Source organism: Desulfomarina sp. (assembly GCF_054039375.1).
Map to the genome: position 1 here is coordinate 1 of NZ_JBPLBA010000191.1, position 21,832 is coordinate 21,832.

Genomic DNA, 21,832 nt, shown 5'->3' on the forward strand with positions numbered 1-21,832 from the left:
TCGTGGGTGACAACACACATGGTGATCCCCTCTGATACCAGACCAATCATAACATCGAGAACTTCACCGATCATTTCGGGGTCAAGGGCCGATGTCGGTTCATCAAAGAGCATGATTTCGGGTGACATGGCGAGTCCCCTGGCGATGGCAACCCGCTGCTGCTGACCACCGGAGAGCTGGATGGGATAGGAATCGGCTTTTTCAGTCAGGCCGACCCTGTCGAGTTTTTCCCGGGCGATCTTTTCCGCTTTCGCCTTGGGGATCTTCTTGACGTTGACCGGCGCCAGCATAATGTTTTCAAGTGTTGTCATATGGGGATAGAGATGGAACTGCTGGAAGATAAAACCGATCTCTTCGCGCAGTTTGGTCAGATTGGTGGACGCTTTATGGACGGACATCCCGTTGACAATGATCTCACCCTTCTGAATCGGCTCAAGTTTGTTAATGCTGCGAATCAGGGTCGATTTTCCCGACCCGCTCGGCCCGCAGATCACCAGAACTTCGCCTTTTTCAACAAACAAATTGATATCATCCAGAACGTGGAGTTTACCGAACCACTTGTGAACACCTTTAAATTCAATCATTTCCCGTTTTATCCTCTCTGTTCTTCTGTGTCATTAATCGTGCATCTACAGTGCCATCTTCTCCTCCAGATAATTGGAAAGGAGGATCAGTGGATAGGAGATAACAAAGTAGAGTAATCCGACCAGGGCAAAAACCATCAGACCTTCCGGTATCCGCATGACGGTGACCCAGCCGACCCGGGTCAGATCCATAACCCCGATAACTGAAACGACTGAGGTGTCCTTGATCAGCAGGACATACTGACCGACCAGCGGCGGGATGATCACCTTCATCGCCTGGGGAACAATGACCAGGCGCAACTGCTGCAGCTTTGTCAGGCCTGATGATGCGGAAGCCTCCCATTGCCCTTTGGGGATGGACGCGATACCGCTGGCCACAATTTCACAGACAAACGCCGATCCCATGATCGCCATGGCGACAATCGCGGCGGGGAAAGGGTCGAGCTGGAGGCCCCACTCGGGGAAGATGAAAAAAACAATGAAAATCTGTACGACAAACGGGGTTCCCCGGGCAAAGGCGACGTAGGCACCGATCACTCTCTTGAGGATCAGATTGTTGCCGGCCCGCATCATGCCGAAGACGAAACCGAGGATGGTACAGATCACCAGGCTGAGGAGGCTGACTTTGATTGTCATCCACATCCCGGTAAGAAAGAAGGGGAAGATATCCGCCAGCTTACTGAAATAGAAGGACATCATATTAATAAGTCTCCCTGAAGATCAGCTTTTTCTGTGACCAGTCGGCAAAATATTTGAGGCAGAAGTAGATCACCATGTAGAAGAAGGCGACGGTCAAAAATGCTTCGGCGGGCATAAACCGCTCGGAGGTCATGGTCTGACCGCTGCGGGTCAGTTCCATGACAGAGATCAGTGACAGCAGCGCGGTGTCCTTGACCAGAACGACGGCCTGTCCCAGTAACGGCGGGATCGTCACGCCGAGGGCCTGGGGAAGGATGATGAAGCGCATCCGCTGGTAGTAGTTCAAGCCTGATGAGAGTCCAGCCTCAAGTTGTCCTTCATTGACCGAATTGATCCCGGCACGGATAATTTCAGCGATATAGGCCCCGGAGTTGAACATCAGGGCGATGATCCCGGTCTGGATTTCGGGGACACTGATACCCAGGGACGGGAGTCCGAAATAGAGAAAATAGATCTGCACCAGTAGCGGCGTTGAACGGATAATTTCGATATAGGCAATGGCGGGATAACGGAGGGTCTTAAAGCTGGAAATCCGGCAGGCACAGGCGATGATGCCAACGATAAGGGCAAGAAAAAGGGAAATCAGGGCGATAACGAATGTATATTTCAAACCGTTGAGGAACAACGGCAGGTAATCAAATATGACCGAAAAATTAAAATTTGTCAGCATGTAAAGCCACCCCCTACCCGGCAGAGCACCGCGTCCAGATGCCCGGCCAGGTGGTTTTTACGCCATTATACCTTGAGTCCATCAGCAACTTTCAGTGATCTTTTTTCCAGTCGGTTCCCTCCATCCAGTACTTGATGTTCCTGTCGTACTCGCCATTGGCGCGGACGGTTTTGAAGTAGAGATTGATCCACTGCCACAGGTTGACAGATTCGGGACGGACGGCAAAAGCGAGGGGGTCTTTGCCATGGCCGAGACGCTTGTCAAGGAGGCGAACAGTGTTCGGCGGGTAATCGGGAAGAACGGTCAAAACAGCCAGGTCATCGTTGACGCCGGCATCAACATGACCCGATTCCAGGGCCTGAACGATCATCCTGCCGCCGCCTTTGTACGATTTAATGGTTGCATTGGGGAGATATTTCTTGGCGATATTCTCACCGGTCGAACCGAGCAGGACACCGACAGTCACCCCGGCTTTATTGACATCGTCAATGGTCTGGAATTTGGCTTCGGTTTTGGTGAAGATACAGGGTTGAACATAGATCCAGGGATCGGTAAAGGTGACCTTGAGGGCGCGTTTCAGGGTCGGGGTCATGTCGGCCGCGAGAATATCAGCTTTCCCGGAGAGCAGCGCCGGAATCAGACCGTCCCAGTCATAGCTGAGAACTTTGAGCTTTACGCCCATGGCATCGGCCATGCCCTGAGTGAAGTCGACCATCGAACCGGCGGGAGCGCCCGTTTTGTCGATGAAGGCATAGGGTGGCGCACCCGATTGAACGGCTACCCGCAACTCGCCCCGCTTGATGATTTCCTCAAGATTATTGGTAAACCCGGTTGATGCAAAAAAGACGGTCATGAGTAGTGCCAGTAGAACTGAAACAAGTTTTATCTGCTTCATCTCCTCTCTCCTTTTGTGGTTTCGCCCGTAACAGGCAGATTAAATTACGCTTGGAAACATCAGCGCACTTCCATTGACACGGAGGGATTGGGTTTTGGTTGACCTTTGCTGATTCTACCTTTTGCGCCCGGAAGCTCAATCTTGCAAAGAAATACGTGACAGGCCATGTCTTTTGTCTGACCATCGGGGCGTCACCAATCCCAATAGGCCCTCTCTGTGTTTTTAACGGCCAGTCCATAACAGGACATAGTAGGCAATTGCGTGGCTTGAGTCTAGTGATTTTTAATATATGCCGAAGTCTTTTGCTGTAACTATAAGTAATTACAGTGGTTCTGTAAAAAATGAAAGAGAAATTAGCGATTGCGAGCGGGTGAAAATGCAAAGAAAAAACACAATGACGCCCGGGTGTTGAACAGGAGAGACATCTGTCACTCCCTTTGTATTCCCGCTGATTGCTACCTCTGTGACCAGTTACATCAGGACTTTTGTCTGAAAATCCTCGGCTGGGGGTTGTGTTGCCGCAGTTGGGATTTTCATTGGCTTTTTGTGGCCAAGCCGTAGAGTCCGGTCATGCCGGTTCATCCGGATATGCTGCTAAATGGTTTTCCTGCTGTTTTCCCTGTTAATTCTTTTAATCCCGGTAATGGCATGATTCTTGACGTTTGAAATATGTTGTTTCAATATCCCTGTTGCGCCCTCAAGATTGGAGTCGGCAATATACTCGTAGAGTTTAATATGTTCCGAGTCAACCGTATCCATGGGGGTAACAAAAAGAATATTTCCCCGGTATTTAAGATACAGGAGATCAAAGAGTGATTTCAGTGTGTTCGTCTGTATCGTACATTGTGAAAGACCCGCCAGGACAAGATGAAATTCCATATCTCTTAAAAGCCGTTCCTTCAAATAGATATCCCTGACCGCTTTAAGATGATTGTCCAGAGCTTTTTTCAGGGTTTTCAGCTTTTTTTTATTCATTCCCGATATGGTTTTGGGAAGAAGAGACGTTTCAATCAATTCCCTGAAGTCATAAATCTCAATTATTTCTTTCAGGGTTATACTTTCAGTATAATAGCCTCTGTTTGGTTCGTGTCGGACAAGACCCTGGTCTTCAAGTCTTTTCAATGCCTGTATAACAGGTGTTGTACTCATTCCAAGCTTCTTTGCCAGATCCCCGTATGAGATCTTTTGATCCGGTCCGATCTCATTGGCAAAAAACATACGGCGGATACCCATATAGGCTTCCCTGGCAAAATCATCCGCACTCTTTTTCTTCTTTTTATGCACCATAATCAGGTTTTATATACCATCATCCCCTCAAAATCAACGACAAAATCTGTATATAAACAGCACAAATTGCCTGAAAATTTATTGATTTCTCCTTGACATAGAAAGAACCAACAGTTAATTATCAAAAAACATGATTAAAAATTTGATCAGATTTGTGATTATATCGTTGAAGACGGAAACAACCCCGGGAGTTCAGTGTATGGCTTTATCGTTTATGGAAGGAAATGAGGCTCTTGCAAGAGGGGCAATCGCAGCCGGTTGTAATTTCTTCGCGGGTTACCCCATTACTCCAGCAACAACGATTTTTAACAATATGTTAAAAATGCTGCCACCAAAAGGTGGTATTTGTCTGCAGGGAGAAGATGAAATCGCCTCCATGGGATACTGTATTGGCGCGGCAATGGCAGGTATGAAGGCGCTCACGGCAACATCAGGCCCTGGTATCAGTCTCTATAGCGAACAAATTTCCTTTGCCGTTGGCAGTGAAATTCCGCTGGTGATTGCAGATGTTCAGCGCCTGGGCCCTTCAACAGGATCTGCGACGCGGGGAGCTGACAGTGATATTCAGTTTTTACGCTGGGGGAGCACCGGTGGAGTGCCGGTTATTGTACTGGCTCCCAAAGACGCGCTTGACTGTTATGTCCTTGCCATTCATGCCTTTAATTACGCGGAAGAATTCAGGTGTCCTGTTTTTATCGCCTCAAACAAGGAAATCGGCATGGCCAAAGAGAGCTTTGACCTTGAATCAGTCACCCTTCCGCCAATCGGTAAAAGAAAATATTATTCAGGCGATTCATTCCTGCCTTTTGCGGCACGGCCGGCTGAACCTCCATCGTTTCTTCCCATCGGCGGTAAAACCCTCGTCAGGACGACATCATCCACTCACGGTCCAGATGGCTATATAACGAACGACCCGGAGGTGATAGCACAAAACCAGGAGCGGCTGCGTGAGAAAATTCTCAGTTCCCGCCGGAGAATAACCTTATTCGAGGAGGATATACAGCAGGGATCTGACACACTGGTGATCAGTTACGGCGTCACCAGCCGGGCTGTGGAACATGCCGTAAAAATCCTGAGGGATAAAGGCAGGCCTGTTTCCAGTTTAACCCTTAAAACCTTATGGCCGGTTCCGGAAGAATTATTGAGCGAAAAAGCACAACCTTTTAAACGGATCGTTGTCTTTGAGATGAACCTTGGCCTCTATATCCAGGAAATCAATCGGGTACTGTGTGACAAAAAGGTCGATTTTTACGGCCAGATGAACGGTGTCCTGATTACACCGGGAAAGATCGCGGAGGTCATTGCCAATGGATAGTTTCTTAAACACGAGTCGTCCCCCCGTTTATTGCCCCGGCTGTACTCATGAGAACATCACGGCCATGCTCGATAAGGCTATGGTCAGCCTGAACCTGCCGGCTGATAAAACAGTCATGGTCACTGACATCGGCTGTTCCGGACTCTTTGATACATTTTTCAAGGTGCATGCCCTGCATGGCATTCACGGCCGAGCCCTGACCTATGCGACAGGCCTTAAACTTGCTGATCCTGAGTTGAATGTGATCGTCACAATGGGAGATGGAGGGCTCGGCATCGGTGGAGCCCACGTTTTGGCTGCCTGTCGGAGAAATCTCAATATCACACTGATTATTTTAAATAATTTTAACTTCGGTATGACCGGCGGGCAATACTCCGCCACGACACCAACGGATGCTGTCGTCGGCTCCGAGTTCCTGAATCATGCCGAAAGTCCAATTGATATCTGTGGAATCGCGGAAAGTGCGGGGGCAACCTATGTCGCCAGATGTTCAGGGTTGGATCGGGACCTGGCCGACAAAATAGCAGCAGCCATTGAGCATAACGGATTTTCAGTTATCGAAACCCTGGGTATCTGCACCGGGCGATACACCAAAAGGAATAAGCTCTCCCCCAGGGTGATCGAGGAGATGATCTCTGACCTCCCCGCGCGACATGGAAAAATAGAGAAAAACCAAAGACCCGAATACGGAACACGCTACAGAGCCCTTGCCGGGGAGAAACAGATCTTCCCTGCTCCCGTGACCATAGAAAAGAAGATAGATCGGCCCGGTTACAAACCTGAAGAGGTGGCAATTCTCGGCAGTGCCGGGATGCGAATAGTCACTGCAGGAGACATCGTCTGTTATGCAGGCCTGTCAGCCGGGATGAATGTGTCGAGGAAAAATGACTATAATATCACGGTACTCAGGGGACCGTCTGTAAGCGAAATTCTCATTTCGCCAGAGAAAATCCGCTACGCGGGTATTGAACTGCCAACGGTTCTTCTGGCCCTTAGTGATGAGGGTGTCAAACAGCGTAAAAAACTCTTTTCAATTCTTCAAAAAAGCACTTTTCTGATTAAAGAAAAGTCTGTGTGTATCCCTGAAACAATCGCTGACATCCTTGAGATAGATTTCAAAAAACTGAAAATTAAACGGCAGGATTGGGCGCTTGCGTCCCTAGCTCTGATGGCAAAAAATGAAAAGGCCCTGAACATTGAGATGTTGCAGTTGGCCTTAAAACTTCATTTTTCAGAAAAAAATTACCTGAGCGCCATGGATATCGTGAGCAGAATATTCAACTCTTAACCACATCTCCAGACAAGCTGGGGCACCTGTGACCAATTACAGTTGAGTTTCATAACGCCATCAAAACAGTATTGACGAGAAGGAGCACTTTTAATGCAGACAACCACTGAATTGACTGACTATATGAATTTTATGGACCTGTTGGATGACGAGGAAAAACTGGTGCGCGAAACCGCACGCACATTCGTCAATGAACAGGTCATGCCGATTATTGACAAACACGCCCAGGAAGAGACTTTCCCCCTTCACCTGATACCGCTGATGGGCGAGATGGGTTTTTTTGGTCCCAATCTCCCTGAGGAATACGGTTGTGCCGGGCTATCCAATGTTGCCTATGGCCTTCTCATGTACGAATTAGAGCGAGGTGATTCAGGATTGCGCAGCATGGCCTCGGTGCAGGGATCGCTGGTGATGTATCCCATTTTTGCCTACGGCAGCGAGGCCCAGAAGAAACACTGGTTGCCGAAGATGGCAACAGGAAAGGCAATTGGCTGTTTCGGCCTGACGGAACCTGATTTTGGCTCAAACCCGAGTGGCATGAGAACCAAAGCAGTGCGTGAACCTGGTGGAAAATGGCGACTGAATGGTGCCAAGATGTGGATCACCAACGGGACAGTTGCCGATGTTGCCGTCGTCTGGGCCAGGACAGAAGACGGTATTCGCGGTTTTCTGGTGGAGAAGGGTACGCCCGGTTTTACAGCCCCGCAGATGAAAGGAAAGTGGAGTCTGCGAGCCTCGGTCACTTCAGAACTCATACTTGAGGATGTTGTAGTTGACGAGGAGGAGAGTTTGCTGCCCAATGTTAAAGGGTTGAAGGGGCCGCTTGGATGTTTGACCCAGGCGCGTTACGGCATTGCCTGGGGTGCTCTGGGAGCTGCTGATAACTGTTATCAGACGGCCCTTGAATACTCTTTGAGCAGGATCCAGTTTGACAAACCGATAGCCGGTTTCCAGTTGCAGCAGAAGAAACTTGCGGAGATGGTAACAGAACTGACCAAGGGCCAGCTGCTTGCCCTGCAGTTGGGGAGATTAAAGGACAGGGGAAAGTATAGCCCTGCCCAGGTATCGATGGCAAAAATGAATAATGTAAAGATTGCCCTTGATATCTGCCGTATTGCCCGTACCATGCTCGGTGCCAACGGTATCATGGGTGAGTATCCGATAATGAGACATGCAAATAATCTGGAATCGGTTTACACCTACGAAGGTACCCATGACATGCACACCCTCATTGTCGGACAGGAGGTGACGGGGATTGCGGCTTATCGCTAGTGTCCCGTCAACACTGCTCTGACGTATCTTGCTTGTCCTTTTTCGCGCCATCCCGCCTGCGGCTTATGTTACATAGCTCAACTATGCGCTCAAAGCCGCAGACAGAATGGCACAAAAAATTACAGCGCAATATTGCGTCATTTCATCGTTGACGTGACACTGGATCACTTTCATTTTTTGCTCAGTTTTTTGTTTTTATTGTTTTATTGTAGCGAAAGCTACAACATAACAGGACAATATTGACTATTTTTCTCCGAAATGGGTTGTTTATCACTGAAACCGTCACAGTTATCCTTCTCAGGAGAAAAATATGAAACCACAGGTTATAGGTATTTCCGGCAGTCCGGTAAAAAATTCCAATACGGATAGAGTTATTCAACATGTCCTGATGCACACAGGCCTTCCAACTGAATTTGTGAAACTGTCAGAGATCAGAGTTCAACCCTGTATTGCCTGTCTTGGCTGTACAGAGGATAATATCTGCAAAGTAAAAGACGATTTCCAGGAGCTGGCTGAAAAAGTAAAATATGCCGGTGCAATTGTGGTGGGGGGATATCCGCCATATGGTTCAATTGATGCCTTTACCAAAGCATTTCTTGAAAGGCTCTACTCGTTGAGGCATCAGAACGGATTGAACAGGGGAAAGCTGGCGGTAACGGTTGTAACCGGTATAGGCAGAGGGGCTCCCGGTCTTAAAGAGGCAAGTGCTCAGGTTAACCATGCCCTGATTCTTGAGGGAATGGAGGTTCTAGGCCGGCTGGAAGTTGTGGGCAATCCTGAATGCATGGTGTGTGGCTACGGTGAGACCTGCCCCATGAGTGCTTTGCCCTGGGTTTTTGGTGATGATACAAGGGTTACTCCAGAAAAATTCTGCAGGGCCGAGGAGCAGCAGGAGGTGTGGCAATCGGCTGAAAGACATGGTCGCACACTTGCAGAGCGATTGAAAAAGATCCAGTTTATGTAGGTGCTCTGAGTGTGTAATTGCTCACATATGACTAGTGTCATGTCAACGATGAAATGACCTAATATTGCGCTGTAATTTTTCAAAACAGCGGTTATTTAAAATCCAGGGAGAAATGAAATAAATGACATGCCTCTGTGAGCAGATTGCAGGAAAAGATATTGATCTTTCTCCAACGTGTCTTGGGCATCTCTGGGTTTTCCGGGATCTGGACCCCAAGGAAATAGAAGCGCTTAACAGAGAAGCTCTGAGGAAAAGACTTGGCCGGAGTCAAATTCTGTTTCAACAGGATGACCCGGCGGACGAAGTATTTCTCATTAAAGGCGGGCGCATAAAATTGTCCAAAATTTTCGAAAATGGCAATGAAATCACACTGGATATCCGAAAAGCAGGAGATTTTATCGGGGAAAACATGTTTTCTGAAAACGGATTTTATCCGGTGAGTGCGGTCTGTCTTGAGGATACGCTTGTCTGTGGTTTTAATCGGGGGCAGTTTGAGGAGCTTGTTCTTGAAAACCCGAAGATCGGTCTGCAGATTATTAAAAATCTCAGTGCAAGAATTGCATGGCTTACAAGTCGAGTAGGGAACCTTACCGTCACCAATATTGAAGATCGCCTGTATGGAGTGCTTTGCAATGTAGCAAAAGAACATGGTGCCAGGGAGTCAAAGGGACTGGTTATTCAGTTCCCCCTGACCCATGAAGATTTAAGCTTTCTCACCGGTTCCCATAGAGTCAGTATTACCCGGGCAATGAAGGCTTTGAAAGATGCCGGAAAAATAATCCTTGAAGGAAGGACACTGGTTATTCCCACGTAATTTTTTCTCAAATAGTGTCTGTCCGTAAATGGTCTTTTTGCCCGATATCTGCGTTGCCCGAGAAATTTAATCCTTGAAATATCATCTATATGCCTGCGGTAAAATTTTCCGTGCGCCTTGATCTCGAACAAAAAACCTCATTTCTGGGCAGACACTAAGTAATACCGTTTTGCCTGAGAAAAGGCACATATCTCTTGTCCACTTTAAGAATATGATCTTTCAGCCAGCTCTGGAGAAACTCCATTAGTTCGACTGAAAGGGTTCCGTCTCCTGCCATAAACTGTTCTTTGAGGTCTTTCACCTGGTTGACAAGACTGGTGTGAACTTTTTTGTGATTTTCATATTCAGGGTACTTGAATTTTTTGAAAAGCCTTTCTTCATTGCCGAAATGAGTTTCCGTATATTCAATGAGCTGGTCAAGGATGGCACCGGAAGTGGATGTGCTTTTTCCGGTCTTCATTGCCCTGTGCAGATCGTTTATCAGCTTGATCAGAACCTTGTGCTGGTTGTCGATGTAGTCCAGTCCCACGGAAAGGTTCTGGCCCCAGGGAATAAAGTCAGGTGTATTGGCGGCTAAATTATTTGCTGCTCCATTTTGTTCTTTCTGGTCAGGTATCTGGAATCGACTCACATAGTTCTGTAATTCCAGAGATATTCCCGTAAGATCACCTGCACTCTGTTTAACCCTGTTGCTGCTCTGAACCAGTTCTCTTGAAACGTCACTGACACCTGTGATGTCTCTTGCAATATTATCGGCTGCAGCGGACACCTGGGCCACGTTTTCATTAACTTCGGCAATTCCCTGGGCGGCCTGCATGATATTGTCGGCGATCTCACTGTTGGTGGCACTCTGTTCATCGACGGCCGTATCGATATCGGTTACAATATTCTCCACTTTATTGATAACTTCCGAAATCTGCTTGATTTCGGTAATGGTTTCATTTGTGGAGTTCTGGATGGATTCTATCTTGCTCCTGATCTCTCCTGTGGCGTCGGCTGTCTGACGGGCCAGCTCTTTGATTTCGTTGGCCACCACAGCAAAACCCTTGCCTGCCTCACCAGCTCTTGCGGCCTCAATCGTCGCGTTGAGGGCCAGCAGATTGGTCTGCTCGGAAATCTCTGTTATCACTTCAGTTACCTTGCTGATTTCAAGTGCGGCATTGCCCAGCAGATCAACTTTTTCTGTTGAGCTTGCAGCCAGAGTGACGGCATTGGAGGTTACTTTACGCGCTTCGACGGTTCGTTCTGCAATCTGTTTGCCTGTCCTGGTCACTTCTTCGGCGGCAGTGGCAACAATATTGACATTTGTTGCGGCTTCCTCACTGGCTGCAGCGACGGAATTCATATTGGAACTCATCTGGTCGGTTGACGCCGCAACACTGTTTGACTGTTCAGCTGTTTCACTGGCACTGCTTGCCAGTCCATCGGAAATCATACTCATTTCATTTGCGGAGGCGGCAAGATGATGCATTTCACCGGTTATGGACCGGACCATGGCGCTGATTTTGTCCGCCATGGTGTTCAGGGCTTCCGCCAGTTGCCCGATTTCATCGGTCTGCCTGATTGAGAGGCGTTCTGTCAGGTTTCCGTCAGCCATGTTTGATGCCAGAGAAACGGCCTGTTTGAGAAAGGATGAGATGTTTCTTCCTATAAAATAATTAAAAAGAAATCCGATAATTATGGCTGTGATGGCCAGGATTGGAATAAGCCTGGCCCTGAATTTTGAACTCTTTTTCAGGGCTTGATCTGCAAGTGTGGTTCGCTGCTCGATTCTATCACGAATCTCCCCCATGATAGTCTGCACTTTTTTCAGGGCCGGAAGTGTTTTATTACTGTATATTTTAAAGACGTTCTGTTGATATGCCTTGCTCTTTTCGTTCCCTTCATGGTTCAATTGTTTCATGGTGAGCGCGGAACCGTGTAGAGCGGAATGGGCTTCTTCAAGCCGGGTGAGCAACTGACCCAGCTCCGGCATTGTTTTTTCAGCAATGTTTCTTTTCTCACTGTAAAGCCAGTTGCCGAGTTTGCATTTGTGGTCATCTGTTTCCACATTCAGTGCAGTTTGTTCCGGGTGCACCAGGAAATCGGCTACCATGGCGCGCCATTTCAGATGATCTACTTCCTTCTGGAGCATCAGCTGGCTCAGGCTGTTGAGATATTCTGTCCGGTTGATCTGACTTTCCAGGTTTGCAAAGCCACGCCAGCTGAAAATACTGATTACAGACATCAGCAGGAGGACTGTTCCGAATCCGATTCCAAGTTTTGTCATTAATGACATATTGCGCCAGCGCATATCTGTTTCCTCCGTCCGACGGGATAGATGATTTGGTTTGTGAACCTGAATAAATATGTCAGGTTTCTTCAAGTCTATCGTTCCGGACGGCATGATTCAAATTTTTTTTTAATTTTTTTAAAACAGGTATAGTGTAGGGGGATATTTTTAAACAGGCATATTAACGGGAGGATATAAAAAACGAATATGAAAATGGCATTTCAATCAGCTGTTGCGATTATAATTCTGTTTTTGGTACTGGCGGGAAATATACAAAATGCCAGGGGGGCTGAAAAATTTGCGGAAGGTATCAAGGATGGTTTGAATGAGCTGTCCACCAGTGATTTCAACGGGATGGTGAAAAGAAGAGTGATCCGGGCCCTGGTCCCGTACAACAAGACATTTTATTTTTTAGATGGAGCAACCCAGCGGGGTATCACCTATGACCTGATGAAACATTTTGAAAAGATGGTCAATGAACATCTGAAAACAAGAAATCTTAAACTGCATATCCTTATTGTTCCTACGGCAAGAGACCGTCTGATTCCCGATCTTGTACGTGGGCGTGGAGATATTGCAGCCGGGAACCTGACAATTACCCCCGAACGCCTGCAGCAGGTGGATTTTTCCGATCCTTTCGGCAAAAATATAGATGAAGTTGTTGTTACGGCACCTTCCGTTTCAGGGATTCAATCTCTTTCTGATCTCAGCGGCCGGGACATTCATGTTCGCAGGTCAAGCAGCTATTACCAGAGCCTGCTTCGTTTGAACCGGCACTTTGAGTCGGAAGGAATGAAAAAGGTACGAATCAGTGAGGTTTCTGATTATCTGGAGGATGAGGACCTGCTCGAAATGGTCAATGTCGATCTTTTACCCATCATCATTGTTGACAGCCATAAGGCCGCTTTCTGGAAACAGATATTCACAAAATTAACGGTACATCAGGATGTGGCCGTGAGGACAGGAGGGAAAATAGGCTGGGCCATACGAAAGAACAATCCAGAGTTGAAAAAAATGGTCAACAGTTTTGTGAAGAACAGTAAAAAGGGTACTTTACTGGGCAATATAATTTTCAAGCGTTATCTCAAAAGTGTAAAATATGTAAAAAACCATCTTCAGGGAGAAGATCGCAGACGTTTCGAATCGACAATTGATCTGTTCAGGAAGTACGGTGATGCCTACAGGTTTGACTGGTTGATGCTGGTGGCCCTGGCGTATCAGGAATCGAGGATAGATCAATCGAAAAGGAGCCATGCGGGAGCGATCGGCGTTATGCAGATCCTTCCTTCTACAGCACGAGATAAAAACGTAAATATTATCGGGATAGATAAAATTGATCCAAATATTCACGCAGGAGTCAAATACCTCAGGTTTGTGGTTGATCGCTATTTTAATGAACCGGGTATTGATGAACTGAACAAAGGGTTGTTTGCCTTCGCATCATATAATGCTGGTCCTGCAAAAGTAGTGAAAATGCGCAGGGATGCCGGGAAAATGGGTCTTGACCCTAATGTCTGGTTCAACAATGTTGAGGTAGTGGCCGCCCGGAGAATAGGTCGGGAAACTGTCCAGTATGTCAGTAATATTGCAAAATATTATACTGCATACAGGTTGCTTATGGAGCAGAAAAAAAGACGGCGGAAAACATTTGGTCAGTTGGTTATCGAGGAAAAGAAATAATCGGGGGGCCTGTGAGCAGTGATTGCTACATGAGGCCGAAGAAGTCCGGAATGAACAGGGAAAGTGCAGGGAACAGGGCCACGACCACGAGCGCTGCTGCCATTGCCAGTACCATGGGCCATACAGCCTTGAATGTCTTTTCCAGCCGAATCTCGGCAAGTTGGGTGGTTACATAAAGATTGACGGCTACCGGCGGAGTGAATTGACCGATGGCAAGGTTCAGTGTCATCACAACCCCGAACCAGACAGGATCCCAGCCGAAGTGCTGAATAATCGGCATGAAGATGGGCAGAAAAATATAGAAAATACTGATGGCATCAACCAGCATTCCACCGATAAATATCAGTAGATTGATGACAAGCAGGACGATCCACTGGTTATCGGAAACAGCCATGAGATTTTTGGCAAGGCTGTCCAGGATGCCGATAGTCGACCCGGCCCAGGAAAAAAGACCGGCAAAGGCAACAATCAGCATGACAATCGCTGAGGTTTCACTGGCGTCAACGAGAATCGTATAAATGGTTTTCAGTGTGAGGCTCCGGTAGATAACCGTTCCCAGGAGCAGACTGTAGAAAACGGCAACTACCGCCGCCTCCGTTGGTGTGAAAATCCCTCCATACAGGCCGCCGAGGATGATAATCGGGGCCAGCAGTCCCCAGAAAGCTTCACGGAAGGCCGTTAGAAGAGATGTTTCGTCCTGCTCCCCCTCCCTTGGGGAGCCGTAACCTTCTTTTCTTGCAATGAGTATAGCCGGGAGCAGCAGTGAGATGCCAGCCAGAAACCCGGGAACGGCACCTGCGGCAAAAAGTGCGGGAACTGAAGTGGATGTAATGGCGCCATAAATTATAAGGGCAATGGAAGGAGGGACAATTATGGCCGTAGACCCTGCTGCCGCTATAAGTGCTGCACTGTAGCCACGGCTGTATCCTTGCGCGTACATGGCAGGAATAAGAATAGCTCCAATTGCGGCAGAGTCCGCAGGACCTGACCCTGAAACACCACCGAAAAAAACGCAGACGCCTACGGCCACGATCGCCAGACCTCCCCGTCGCCTTCCCACCATCAGATTGGCAAAATGAATAATACGCCTGGATATGCCGCAGCGCTCAAGGATAAATCCTGCCAGCACAAAAAGTGGGATGGCCAGCAGAGGAAATTTTGCGATACCAGCAAAAAAATTCGGCGCAATAACCGGAGTCCCCAGGTCTCCATACCAGATAAGAAGAAAACTGGGGACCCCGAAAGCCAGGGCAATGGGAGCGCCGGCAAGAAGGAGAATAAAGAAACCGAGAAAAAGGAGAATACCCATATCAGTTCTTCTCCCTCAGTTCGGCGACTGCTGCCTGGAGAATACGAAAGACAATGAGGGCACAGCCCAGGGGAATGCAGAGAGTATAGAGCCACTGGGGCACGCTTAGAGATTCCGAGGTGATCTCCAGAATTCTCTCTTCAAGGATCTGCAGGTAACCCAGGTAGCCAAGGGTTGTGAAGAGAGCGGCACCCAGGAGGCTGATTCCAAGATTGAGAGTTGTTTTCAGTCTGTCGGGTAACCTGTCCTGGAAGAACAGCATTCTCAGGTGATGGCGTTTTCTGAAAGCCATGGATGTGCCGAAAAGTGTGAGCCAGACCAGGGCGTTTACCTCGATTTCCTCTGTAAAGGCCAGAGGAAAATGAAAAATATAGCGGGTGATCACATTGGCAAGCGCCAGGATGGACATAAGGGTCAGTAGTGTCGCACCGAGTAGTTCTTCCAGATGGTCGGCTAACCAGTGAAATGCTGTCAAGGTATTCTTATCTTCCACGAATCCGTGATGACTGTGTTGTAAATTTCAAGTTAATCATTTGAAATAACAATATAAAATCAACAAAGAAGTCTGTTCGGAAAAAACAGGAAGCCACAGGCGAACACTTACCGGTTCAGGGTTGTGGCAGCTATGGCTTTTTCAGCACTTTCCACCAGGTCTTCTCCTATTTTGGGGACCCATTTCTGGTAAACACCGAGCGTCTTTGTCTTAAAAGTGTTGCGCATGGCCTGGTCAAGCACCGTGACCTCCATACCGTTGTCCTCAAGAATTTTCAATGCGGAAAGATCAGGGGCGATGAGTCCCTTGCGAACTGTTGCCAGCTGTTCGCCGGCTGCTTCCAGAGCCGCCTCTTTTATTATTTTCCGGTCCTCGGGAGTAAAACTTTCCATGACTTTATTGTTGACGGTGAGCATCAGTGGATCAATGACATAATGCCATATGGTCGCATATTTATGAAACTGCCATATTTTAACGGGTATTTCTACACCCACTACCGGATTTTCCTGACCGTCAACCACTCCCTGCTGGAAGGCCACCTGGGCGTCACCCCAGTTCATATTGACCGGATTTGCCCCAAGGGCCTTCATGGTGTCGATGAAAAGTGGTGTGCCAACAACCCTGATTTTGAGCCCTTTCATGTCTTCAGGTTTTGTAATGGCATGTTTTGAGTTGGTTATCTCTCTGAAACCGTTTTCTCCCCAGGCAAGAAGAGTTACCCCTTTTTTCTTGAGAAGGCGGGCTATTTTCTTTCCTGTCTCACCCTGGGTAATGGCGTCCAGGGCTTTGTAGTCGGGGAAAAAGAATGGCAGGTTAAAGAGATTGAGTGGTTTTATGGTGGTTGACCAGTTAATGGTGGAGGCAAAACAGAAATCGGCTACACCCTGACGATGGATGAGAAATTCGTTGGTCTGTTTTCCCGCCATGAGTGAGGAGGATGTGTAGACTTTTATATTGATTCGTCCAGCAGTTTTTTCGCGGACAAGTTCAGTGAATTTGGTGGCTCCAGCCCCCCACGGGAGCTTGGGACCGACCACCACGCTCATTTTATATTCTTTTTTATAGGCTGCTTCGGCAGTGATCATGGAAAGGGACAATATTATCAGTGACAGAACAGGAAACAGCAGCAATCGTTTTTTCATAATACCTCCACTTTTTGATATGGTTCCTTAATCGGTAACCGCTTCGCAATTATTTTTCCAACTGCGTACAAAACCGGGCCTGATATTTCCATTCTGGCTGAGTTTCATGGGTAATCAGGATTATTTAAAAGAAATCAATTCCCGGCGAGAGATGGCTCTTTTATTTTTTGCCGGGTATTTCCACCATTACTGTTGTGCCTTTGGCGCAGACGGTATCCCCGGCCAGAAGGCGAAGGTCGACAATTACTTTCCTTCCTTTAATTTCGATAACTTTTCCACGTACTTCCAATTCGATTCCAATGGGTGTCGGTTTGAGAAAATCAACTTTAAGGGAAGCTGTTACAAAACGGGAAACAGGTTCACCGCTTTCCCTTGCTTTGGCTGCGGCCGCTGTCCCGGCTCCATGACAGTCCATCAGAGAGGCAATCATTCCACCGTACAGAAAACCTGGAACTCCGCCGGTGTACTGGGGAGCAGGGGTGTGGCGACAGACACTTTCTTCTCCGTCCCAGTAACTTTTCAGATGGAGGCCGGCCGGATTGTTACGACCACATCCATAACAGTTTGTGTAATCTTCCGGGTAAAGATCCTGGAAAGCAGTCTCTTTCATTTTTTTCTCCTGTGCAGGGGGTTTTATTTTTCTTGAAAATACTTTGGGCCACCTTGAATAATCGCAGTTTCGTTCGATTTCTGTCTTGCAGGGAAATGAAAAATACTCATATCTTGCTGATATGCTGCATTTAAAAATTTCTCTGTTCCCTGGTTTTGAATGGAAAAACTGATTTTTCAAAGTACCCTATATTAATTGATTTGGACCCACAGAACGAGTTGAATTGATACCCGGTTAAGAGAAATGCAATTCTAGAAAAAATATTTGTAGCTTTTTGTGTGAATTATGTTTATGCTGTGAGGTTACTAAGTGATATTTTCCACGTCGTTTGTTATTTACAGTGACGTGATGTTATGAGTTGAATGGGGAGTTGCAGAATGCTGTGACTCCTTATTTTTTATTTATTCCCATAGCTTATTGAAGCGAGGCCGGCATATCCGGTTGGCAACGTTGTAGAGGACAGCAGCCATGAGTAAGGATTTATCAAAAGTAAGAAATATTGGTATCAGTGCCCATATTGATTCGGGAAAAACTACTTTGACCGAGCGTATTCTGTTTTATACCAACAGAATTCATGCGATTCATGAGGTTCGTGGGAAAGATGGAGTCGGCGCAAAAATGGATTCCATGGAGCTGGAAAAGGAGCGTGGAATTACCATTCAGTCTGCAGCTACCTACTGTACCTGGAAGGATATCGATATTAATATCATTGATACTCCCGGCCACGTTGATTTCACGGTGGAAGTTGAGCGGGCTCTCAGGGTTCTGGATGGCGCCATCCTGGTTCTCTGTTCGGTGGGCGGTGTACAGTCCCAGTCAATCACCGTAAACAGGCAGATGACCAGGTATAATGTTCCAAGGATCGCTTTTATTAATAAATGTGACCGGACTGGAGCCAATCCCGAAAAGGTGACGGAACAGCTCAGGGACAAGCTGGAGCTTAATGCCCACATGATGCAGATGCCAATCGGCCTGGAAAATGATCTGGTAGGCGCCGTTGATCTGATCACCATGAAGGCCATCTATTATGAAGGGGATAATGGTGAGATTATCCGTGAGGATGAAATCCCTGCGGATATGCTGGAAGAGGCGCAGGAGAGGCGTGAAGCCCTTCTTGAAGAGATTTCCATGTTCTCAGACGAGCTGATGGAGGCGCTGCTGGAAGAGGGTGAAATAGATACTCAGCTTATTCACGATGCGGTGCGTAAAGGAACTCTGGATCTGGAATTCACACCTGTTTTCATGGGGTCGGCCTATAAGAACAAGGGGGTGCAGACTCTGCTGGATGCTGTTGCTCAATACCTGCCGTGTCCCACGGACGTAGAGAATATGGCCCTTGATCTGAAGAACGATGAAAAGGAATTTCCGGTAACCAATGATCCGGAAGATCCGTTGATCATGCTTGCATTCAAACTGGAAGATGGACGGTATGGCCAGTTGACTTATGTCCGGACTTACCAGGGGAGGTTGAGAAAGGGTGATACGGTTTATAATAACCGCACCGGCAAAAAAGTAAAAATTGGCCGGCTCTGTCGCATGCATTCTGATGAGATGGAAGAGATCGATTCATGCGGTTCCGGCGATATCGTGGCTCTTTTCGGTATTGACTGTGCTTCGGGGGATACTTTCACCTCGGATGAAATCTCCTGTTCCATGACTTCCATGCATATTCCTGAACCTGTTATTTCCCTGGCGGTTATACCTGTGGATAACAAGGCACAGGTCAACATGTCCAAGGCCCTTAACAGATTCACCAAGGAAGATCCCACCTTCAGGACATATGTGGATCATGAAACCGGTGAAACCATCGTTTCCGGCATGGGTGAGCTGCATCTTGAAGTATATATTGAACGGATGAAGCGGGAGTATAATGCTGTTGTTGAGGTGGGAGCACCCCAGGTTGCTTACCGGGAGACCATTTCCCGCCGTGCCGAGTTCAATTATACCCACAAGAAACAGACTGGTGGATCCGGACAGTTTGGCCGGGTTGCAGGCTATATGGAACCGCTGGAAGAGGGTGAGTATGAATTTGTAGACAATATCGTGGGCGGGGTCATTCCCCGGGAGTTTATCGGTTCCTGCGACAAGGGTTTTCAGAAAAGCCTTGCCAAAGGTTCCCTCTGTGGTGCGGCTATTACCGGCGTGCGCTGTGTTATCAATGATGGTGCATACCATGCGGTCGACTCCTCGGATGTCGCTTTCCAGCTTGCGGCTGTGGGTGCGTTCAAGGAAGGCTATCTCAAGGCCAAGCCCATGATCATGGAACCAATTATGAAAGTTGCCGTGGAAGGACCGTCGGAATTTCAGGGTGCCATCATGGGCAGTATCAATCAACGCCGTGGTATGATCATCGGTACTTCCGAAGAAGGGAACTACACTGTGATTGAAGCCGAGGTGCCATTGTCCGAAATGTTCGGTTATTCCACAACTCTTCGTTCTCTTACCCAGGGGAAGGCGGAATTCACCATGGAGTTTGCCACCTTCAAGCCTGTGCCGAAAAGTGTCAGTGAAGAATTGATCAAGGCCTATCAGGAAGAGAAGAAGAACGCTTGATAATATTGTTCGTTAATACTAAAACCTAAGCTTAAGTTTTGCAATTGACAAGTTTCGGAGTCTGCTTTTGCCGGACAGCCTCCAGGGTTCAATGGCGACGCTGGAGTGCAGGATCAGGGAAATAACAGTACAGTCCTGCTCCATTTTAGACGGCAGGTTGTCGGCTGCATGAAAATGTTGGCAAATAAGGATTTTAAAAAAGGTGAACTGCCATGGGAAACAACGAAGTGAAAGTTAACAATCCACTGCGGGCTCTCGGCCTGGAGGAAAAGGCGGAAAACGGGATTCACAGTATGGGGTTGGTGATGGCCAGGGCCGGTCTTGGAAAAACGGCCATTCTGGTACAGCTTGCTCTTGACTGCATGTTGCAGGGCAACAAGGTCCTGCATGTTTCCATCGGGGAGGGTGTTGAGAAGACAAGGGTCTGGTATGATGATATTCTCTCACTTCTTACCGATGGGGAAAAACTGGAAATGATTCCCGGAATTTCCAAGAATAGAATGATTATGACATTCAAGGAAAGTGCTTTCAGTAAAGCTATTCTGGAAGAACGTTTTGATGATCTTGTTCAGCAGGATATTTTCAAGCCGGAATGTCTGATTATTGATGGTTACGATTTTGAAGGAAACGAGAAGACTTCTCTGGAAGAATTGCGAAACTTCATGGATGACCGCGGCCTGAAAATGATATGGTTTTCTGCGGTATGTCACCGGAGTGATGAGCGGGTCAGTGAGGATGGTGTTCCTGCGCCGTGTCATGATGTTGCAACTCTCTTTGATACAGTTCTTCTGATCAAGCCGGAAGGCGACGAAATGAAACTGGATATTCTGAAAAGTGATTCCAGTGCAGTTGACGCGGGAGCTACCTTGAGTCTTGACCCGTCTTCCATGCTGATAAAAAAAGGTTGATTGCGTTTTTCCCTGTCAGTATGCAGGGGATTGGCTGCAAAAGACGGGATGCTCTTAGCTAAGGGTATCCCGTCTTTTTTTGTCTAATTACGCACAGGATTCAGCCTGACGCGTGTGAATCTTGAGATTCGGGCGGGTTTCACGGGCAGTCAGGTTATTTTTCTATGGTACAGTTAGAGAGAGAAAATGAAATTCAGGCCCTGTATTGATCTCCATAAAGGAAAAGTTAAACAGATTGTCGGCTCCACTTTGAATGATGATAAACCCGATGAACTGACCACGAATTTCACGGCCACACAGTCACCTGCATGGTTTGCGAAGCTTTACCAGGGGGATAATCTTAATGGCGGCCATATTATCAAACTGGGGCCGGGCAATGACGATGCGGCCCGTATGGCTCTCTCCGCTTGGCCTGGAGGTATGCAGATAGGAGGGGGGATAACTGCTGAGAATGCTGTCCGGTGGCTCGATTATGGTGCCTCTCATGTTATTGTTACATCGTATGTTTTTTCGGGTGGGAAAATTGATGAAGATCGTTTGCTGAAACTGGTGAAAGCTGTGGGCAGGCGGCGGCTGGTTCTTGATCTGAGCTGCAGGAAAAGAGGTGAAGATTTTTATATTGTAACCGACAGGTGGCAGAAATTTACGGATGAAATTATCAACCCTGAACTCCTGGAAAGACTGGCTGCACAATGTGACGAATTTCTGGTTCATGGCGCCGATGTGGAGGGAAAATGCAGCGGTATTGAAACTGAACTTGTACGAAAACTGGGAAAATGGTCGCCGATACCCACTACCTATGCGGGAGGTGTAAGGAACCTGTCGGATATGCAGGTGATCCGGGAGGTGGGACAGGGTCGGATTGATGTGACGGTTGGCAGCAGCCTTGACATCTTCGGTGGTCAGCTTTCCTATGAGGAAGCGATCAGTTTCTGCCGTCACCCTTTGAATCGTAATTGGTCACAGGGGTAGTATGTCGATATTTTTATTACTTTGAGTTCATGACTATTTGCGCATGGTTTCTTGACCGGACGAACTTCTTTCGATACAATGTCCTAAAGCTGGCTGTTTATATTG

General features: G+C 47.5%; 19 protein-coding genes. 9 read left to right on the top strand and 10 right to left on the bottom strand.

Going from position 1 to position 21,832, the window contains the following annotated elements:
• From ACXLDX_RS11065 to ACXLDX_RS11085, 5 genes are all read right to left on the bottom strand, one after another.
• Window positions 1–584: amino acid ABC transporter ATP-binding protein (locus ACXLDX_RS11065; RefSeq protein ID WP_457577241.1), on the bottom strand; the 584-nt coding region annotated here is incomplete at its 3' end.
• A 45-nt stretch (window positions 585–629) separates the two neighbouring features.
• On the bottom strand, window positions 630–1,283 hold the full coding sequence (locus ACXLDX_RS11070) for an amino acid ABC transporter permease (RefSeq protein ID WP_457577242.1): 654 nt from the start codon (window positions 1,281–1,283) through the stop codon (window positions 630–632).
• A gap of 1 nt (window position 1,284) precedes the next feature.
• Complete coding sequence (locus tag ACXLDX_RS11075) at window positions 1,285–1,953, bottom strand: amino acid ABC transporter permease (protein ID WP_457577243.1); 669 nt, start codon at window positions 1,951–1,953, stop codon at window positions 1,285–1,287.
• 91 nt (window positions 1,954–2,044) lie between these two features.
• On the bottom strand, window positions 2,045–2,848 hold the full coding sequence (locus tag ACXLDX_RS11080; RefSeq protein ID WP_457577244.1) for an ABC transporter substrate-binding protein: 804 nt from the start codon (window positions 2,846–2,848) through the stop codon (window positions 2,045–2,047).
• Window positions 2,849–3,442: 594 nt separating this feature from the next.
• Window positions 3,443–4,135 (bottom strand): GntR family transcriptional regulator, encoded by a 693-nt coding sequence (locus ACXLDX_RS11085; protein ID WP_457577245.1) that lies wholly within the window; start codon window positions 4,133–4,135, stop codon window positions 3,443–3,445.
• Window positions 4,136–4,334: 199 nt separating this feature from the next.
• Between ACXLDX_RS11085 and ACXLDX_RS11090 the strand changes: the two genes are divergently transcribed.
• The 5 genes from ACXLDX_RS11090 (at window position 4,335) to ACXLDX_RS11110 (ending at window position 9,788) form a co-directional block, all read left to right on the top strand.
• On the top strand, window positions 4,335–5,450 hold the full coding sequence (locus ACXLDX_RS11090; RefSeq protein ID WP_457577246.1) for a transketolase C-terminal domain-containing protein: 1,116 nt from the start codon (window positions 4,335–4,337) through the stop codon (window positions 5,448–5,450).
• Window positions 5,443–6,738, top strand: coding sequence for a thiamine pyrophosphate-dependent enzyme (locus tag ACXLDX_RS11095; RefSeq protein WP_457577247.1), 1,296 nt, complete (start codon window positions 5,443–5,445; stop codon window positions 6,736–6,738). Before ACXLDX_RS11090 ends, ACXLDX_RS11095 begins: the two co-directional genes overlap by 8 nt.
• A gap of 93 nt (window positions 6,739–6,831) precedes the next feature.
• Window positions 6,832–8,010, top strand: coding sequence for an acyl-CoA dehydrogenase family protein (locus ACXLDX_RS11100; RefSeq protein WP_457577248.1), 1,179 nt, complete (start codon window positions 6,832–6,834; stop codon window positions 8,008–8,010).
• Window positions 8,011–8,320: 310 nt separating this feature from the next.
• A complete protein-coding gene (locus ACXLDX_RS11105; RefSeq protein ID WP_457577249.1) occupies window positions 8,321–8,974 on the top strand; it encodes a flavodoxin family protein in 654 nt (217 codons plus the stop codon).
• A gap of 121 nt (window positions 8,975–9,095) precedes the next feature.
• The gene (locus tag ACXLDX_RS11110; protein ID WP_457577250.1) at window positions 9,096–9,788 is read left to right on the top strand and encodes a Crp/Fnr family transcriptional regulator; all 693 of its coding nucleotides are present in this window, start codon (window positions 9,096–9,098) and stop codon (window positions 9,786–9,788) included.
• Between the two features lie 154 nt (window positions 9,789–9,942).
• On the opposite strand, the gene ACXLDX_RS11115 is transcribed toward ACXLDX_RS11110, so the two are convergent.
• Window positions 9,943–12,081 (bottom strand): bacteriohemerythrin, encoded by a 2,139-nt coding sequence (locus tag ACXLDX_RS11115; RefSeq protein ID WP_457577251.1) that lies wholly within the window; start codon window positions 12,079–12,081, stop codon window positions 9,943–9,945.
• Window positions 12,082–12,267: 186 nt separating this feature from the next.
• Here ACXLDX_RS11115 and ACXLDX_RS11120 point away from each other — a divergent pair, with 186 nt between their 5' ends.
• The gene (locus ACXLDX_RS11120; RefSeq protein ID WP_457577252.1) at window positions 12,268–13,740 is read left to right on the top strand and encodes an MltF family protein; all 1,473 of its coding nucleotides are present in this window, start codon (window positions 12,268–12,270) and stop codon (window positions 13,738–13,740) included.
• Window positions 13,741–13,765: 25 nt separating this feature from the next.
• Here the strand turns inward: ACXLDX_RS11120 and ACXLDX_RS11125 are convergent, their stop codons facing one another.
• From ACXLDX_RS11125 to ACXLDX_RS11140, 4 genes are all read right to left on the bottom strand, one after another.
• A complete protein-coding gene (locus ACXLDX_RS11125) occupies window positions 13,766–15,049 on the bottom strand; it encodes a TRAP transporter large permease (RefSeq protein ID WP_457577253.1) in 1,284 nt (427 codons plus the stop codon).
• A 1-nt stretch (window position 15,050) separates the two neighbouring features.
• On the bottom strand, window positions 15,051–15,542 hold the full coding sequence (locus tag ACXLDX_RS11130; RefSeq protein WP_457577254.1) for a TRAP transporter small permease: 492 nt from the start codon (window positions 15,540–15,542) through the stop codon (window positions 15,051–15,053).
• Between the two features lie 107 nt (window positions 15,543–15,649).
• Window positions 15,650–16,684 carry a DctP family TRAP transporter solute-binding subunit gene (locus ACXLDX_RS11135; RefSeq protein ID WP_457577255.1) on the bottom strand — a complete coding sequence of 345 codons (1,035 nt, stop codon included), beginning with the start codon at window positions 16,682–16,684 and terminating at the stop codon, window positions 15,650–15,652.
• 160 nt (window positions 16,685–16,844) lie between these two features.
• A complete protein-coding gene (locus ACXLDX_RS11140; protein ID WP_457577256.1) occupies window positions 16,845–17,294 on the bottom strand; it encodes a PaaI family thioesterase in 450 nt (149 codons plus the stop codon).
• Between the two features lie 468 nt (window positions 17,295–17,762).
• Here ACXLDX_RS11140 and fusA point away from each other — a divergent pair, with 468 nt between their 5' ends.
• The 3 genes from fusA (at window position 17,763) to hisA (ending at window position 21,727) form a co-directional block, all read left to right on the top strand.
• The gene (gene fusA / locus ACXLDX_RS11145; RefSeq protein WP_457577257.1) at window positions 17,763–19,847 is read left to right on the top strand and encodes an elongation factor G; all 2,085 of its coding nucleotides are present in this window, start codon (window positions 17,763–17,765) and stop codon (window positions 19,845–19,847) included.
• Between the two features lie 212 nt (window positions 19,848–20,059).
• Entirely contained in the window at window positions 20,060–20,755 is a 696-nt protein-coding gene (locus ACXLDX_RS11150) for an AAA family ATPase (protein ID WP_457577258.1), read from the top strand.
• A 186-nt stretch (window positions 20,756–20,941) separates the two neighbouring features.
• Window positions 20,942–21,727 carry a phosphoribosylformimino-5-aminoimidazole carboxamide ribotide isomerase gene (hisA, locus tag ACXLDX_RS11155; RefSeq protein WP_457577259.1) on the top strand — a complete coding sequence of 262 codons (786 nt, stop codon included), beginning with the start codon at window positions 20,942–20,944 and terminating at the stop codon, window positions 21,725–21,727.
• Window positions 21,728–21,832 lie beyond the last annotated feature (105 nt).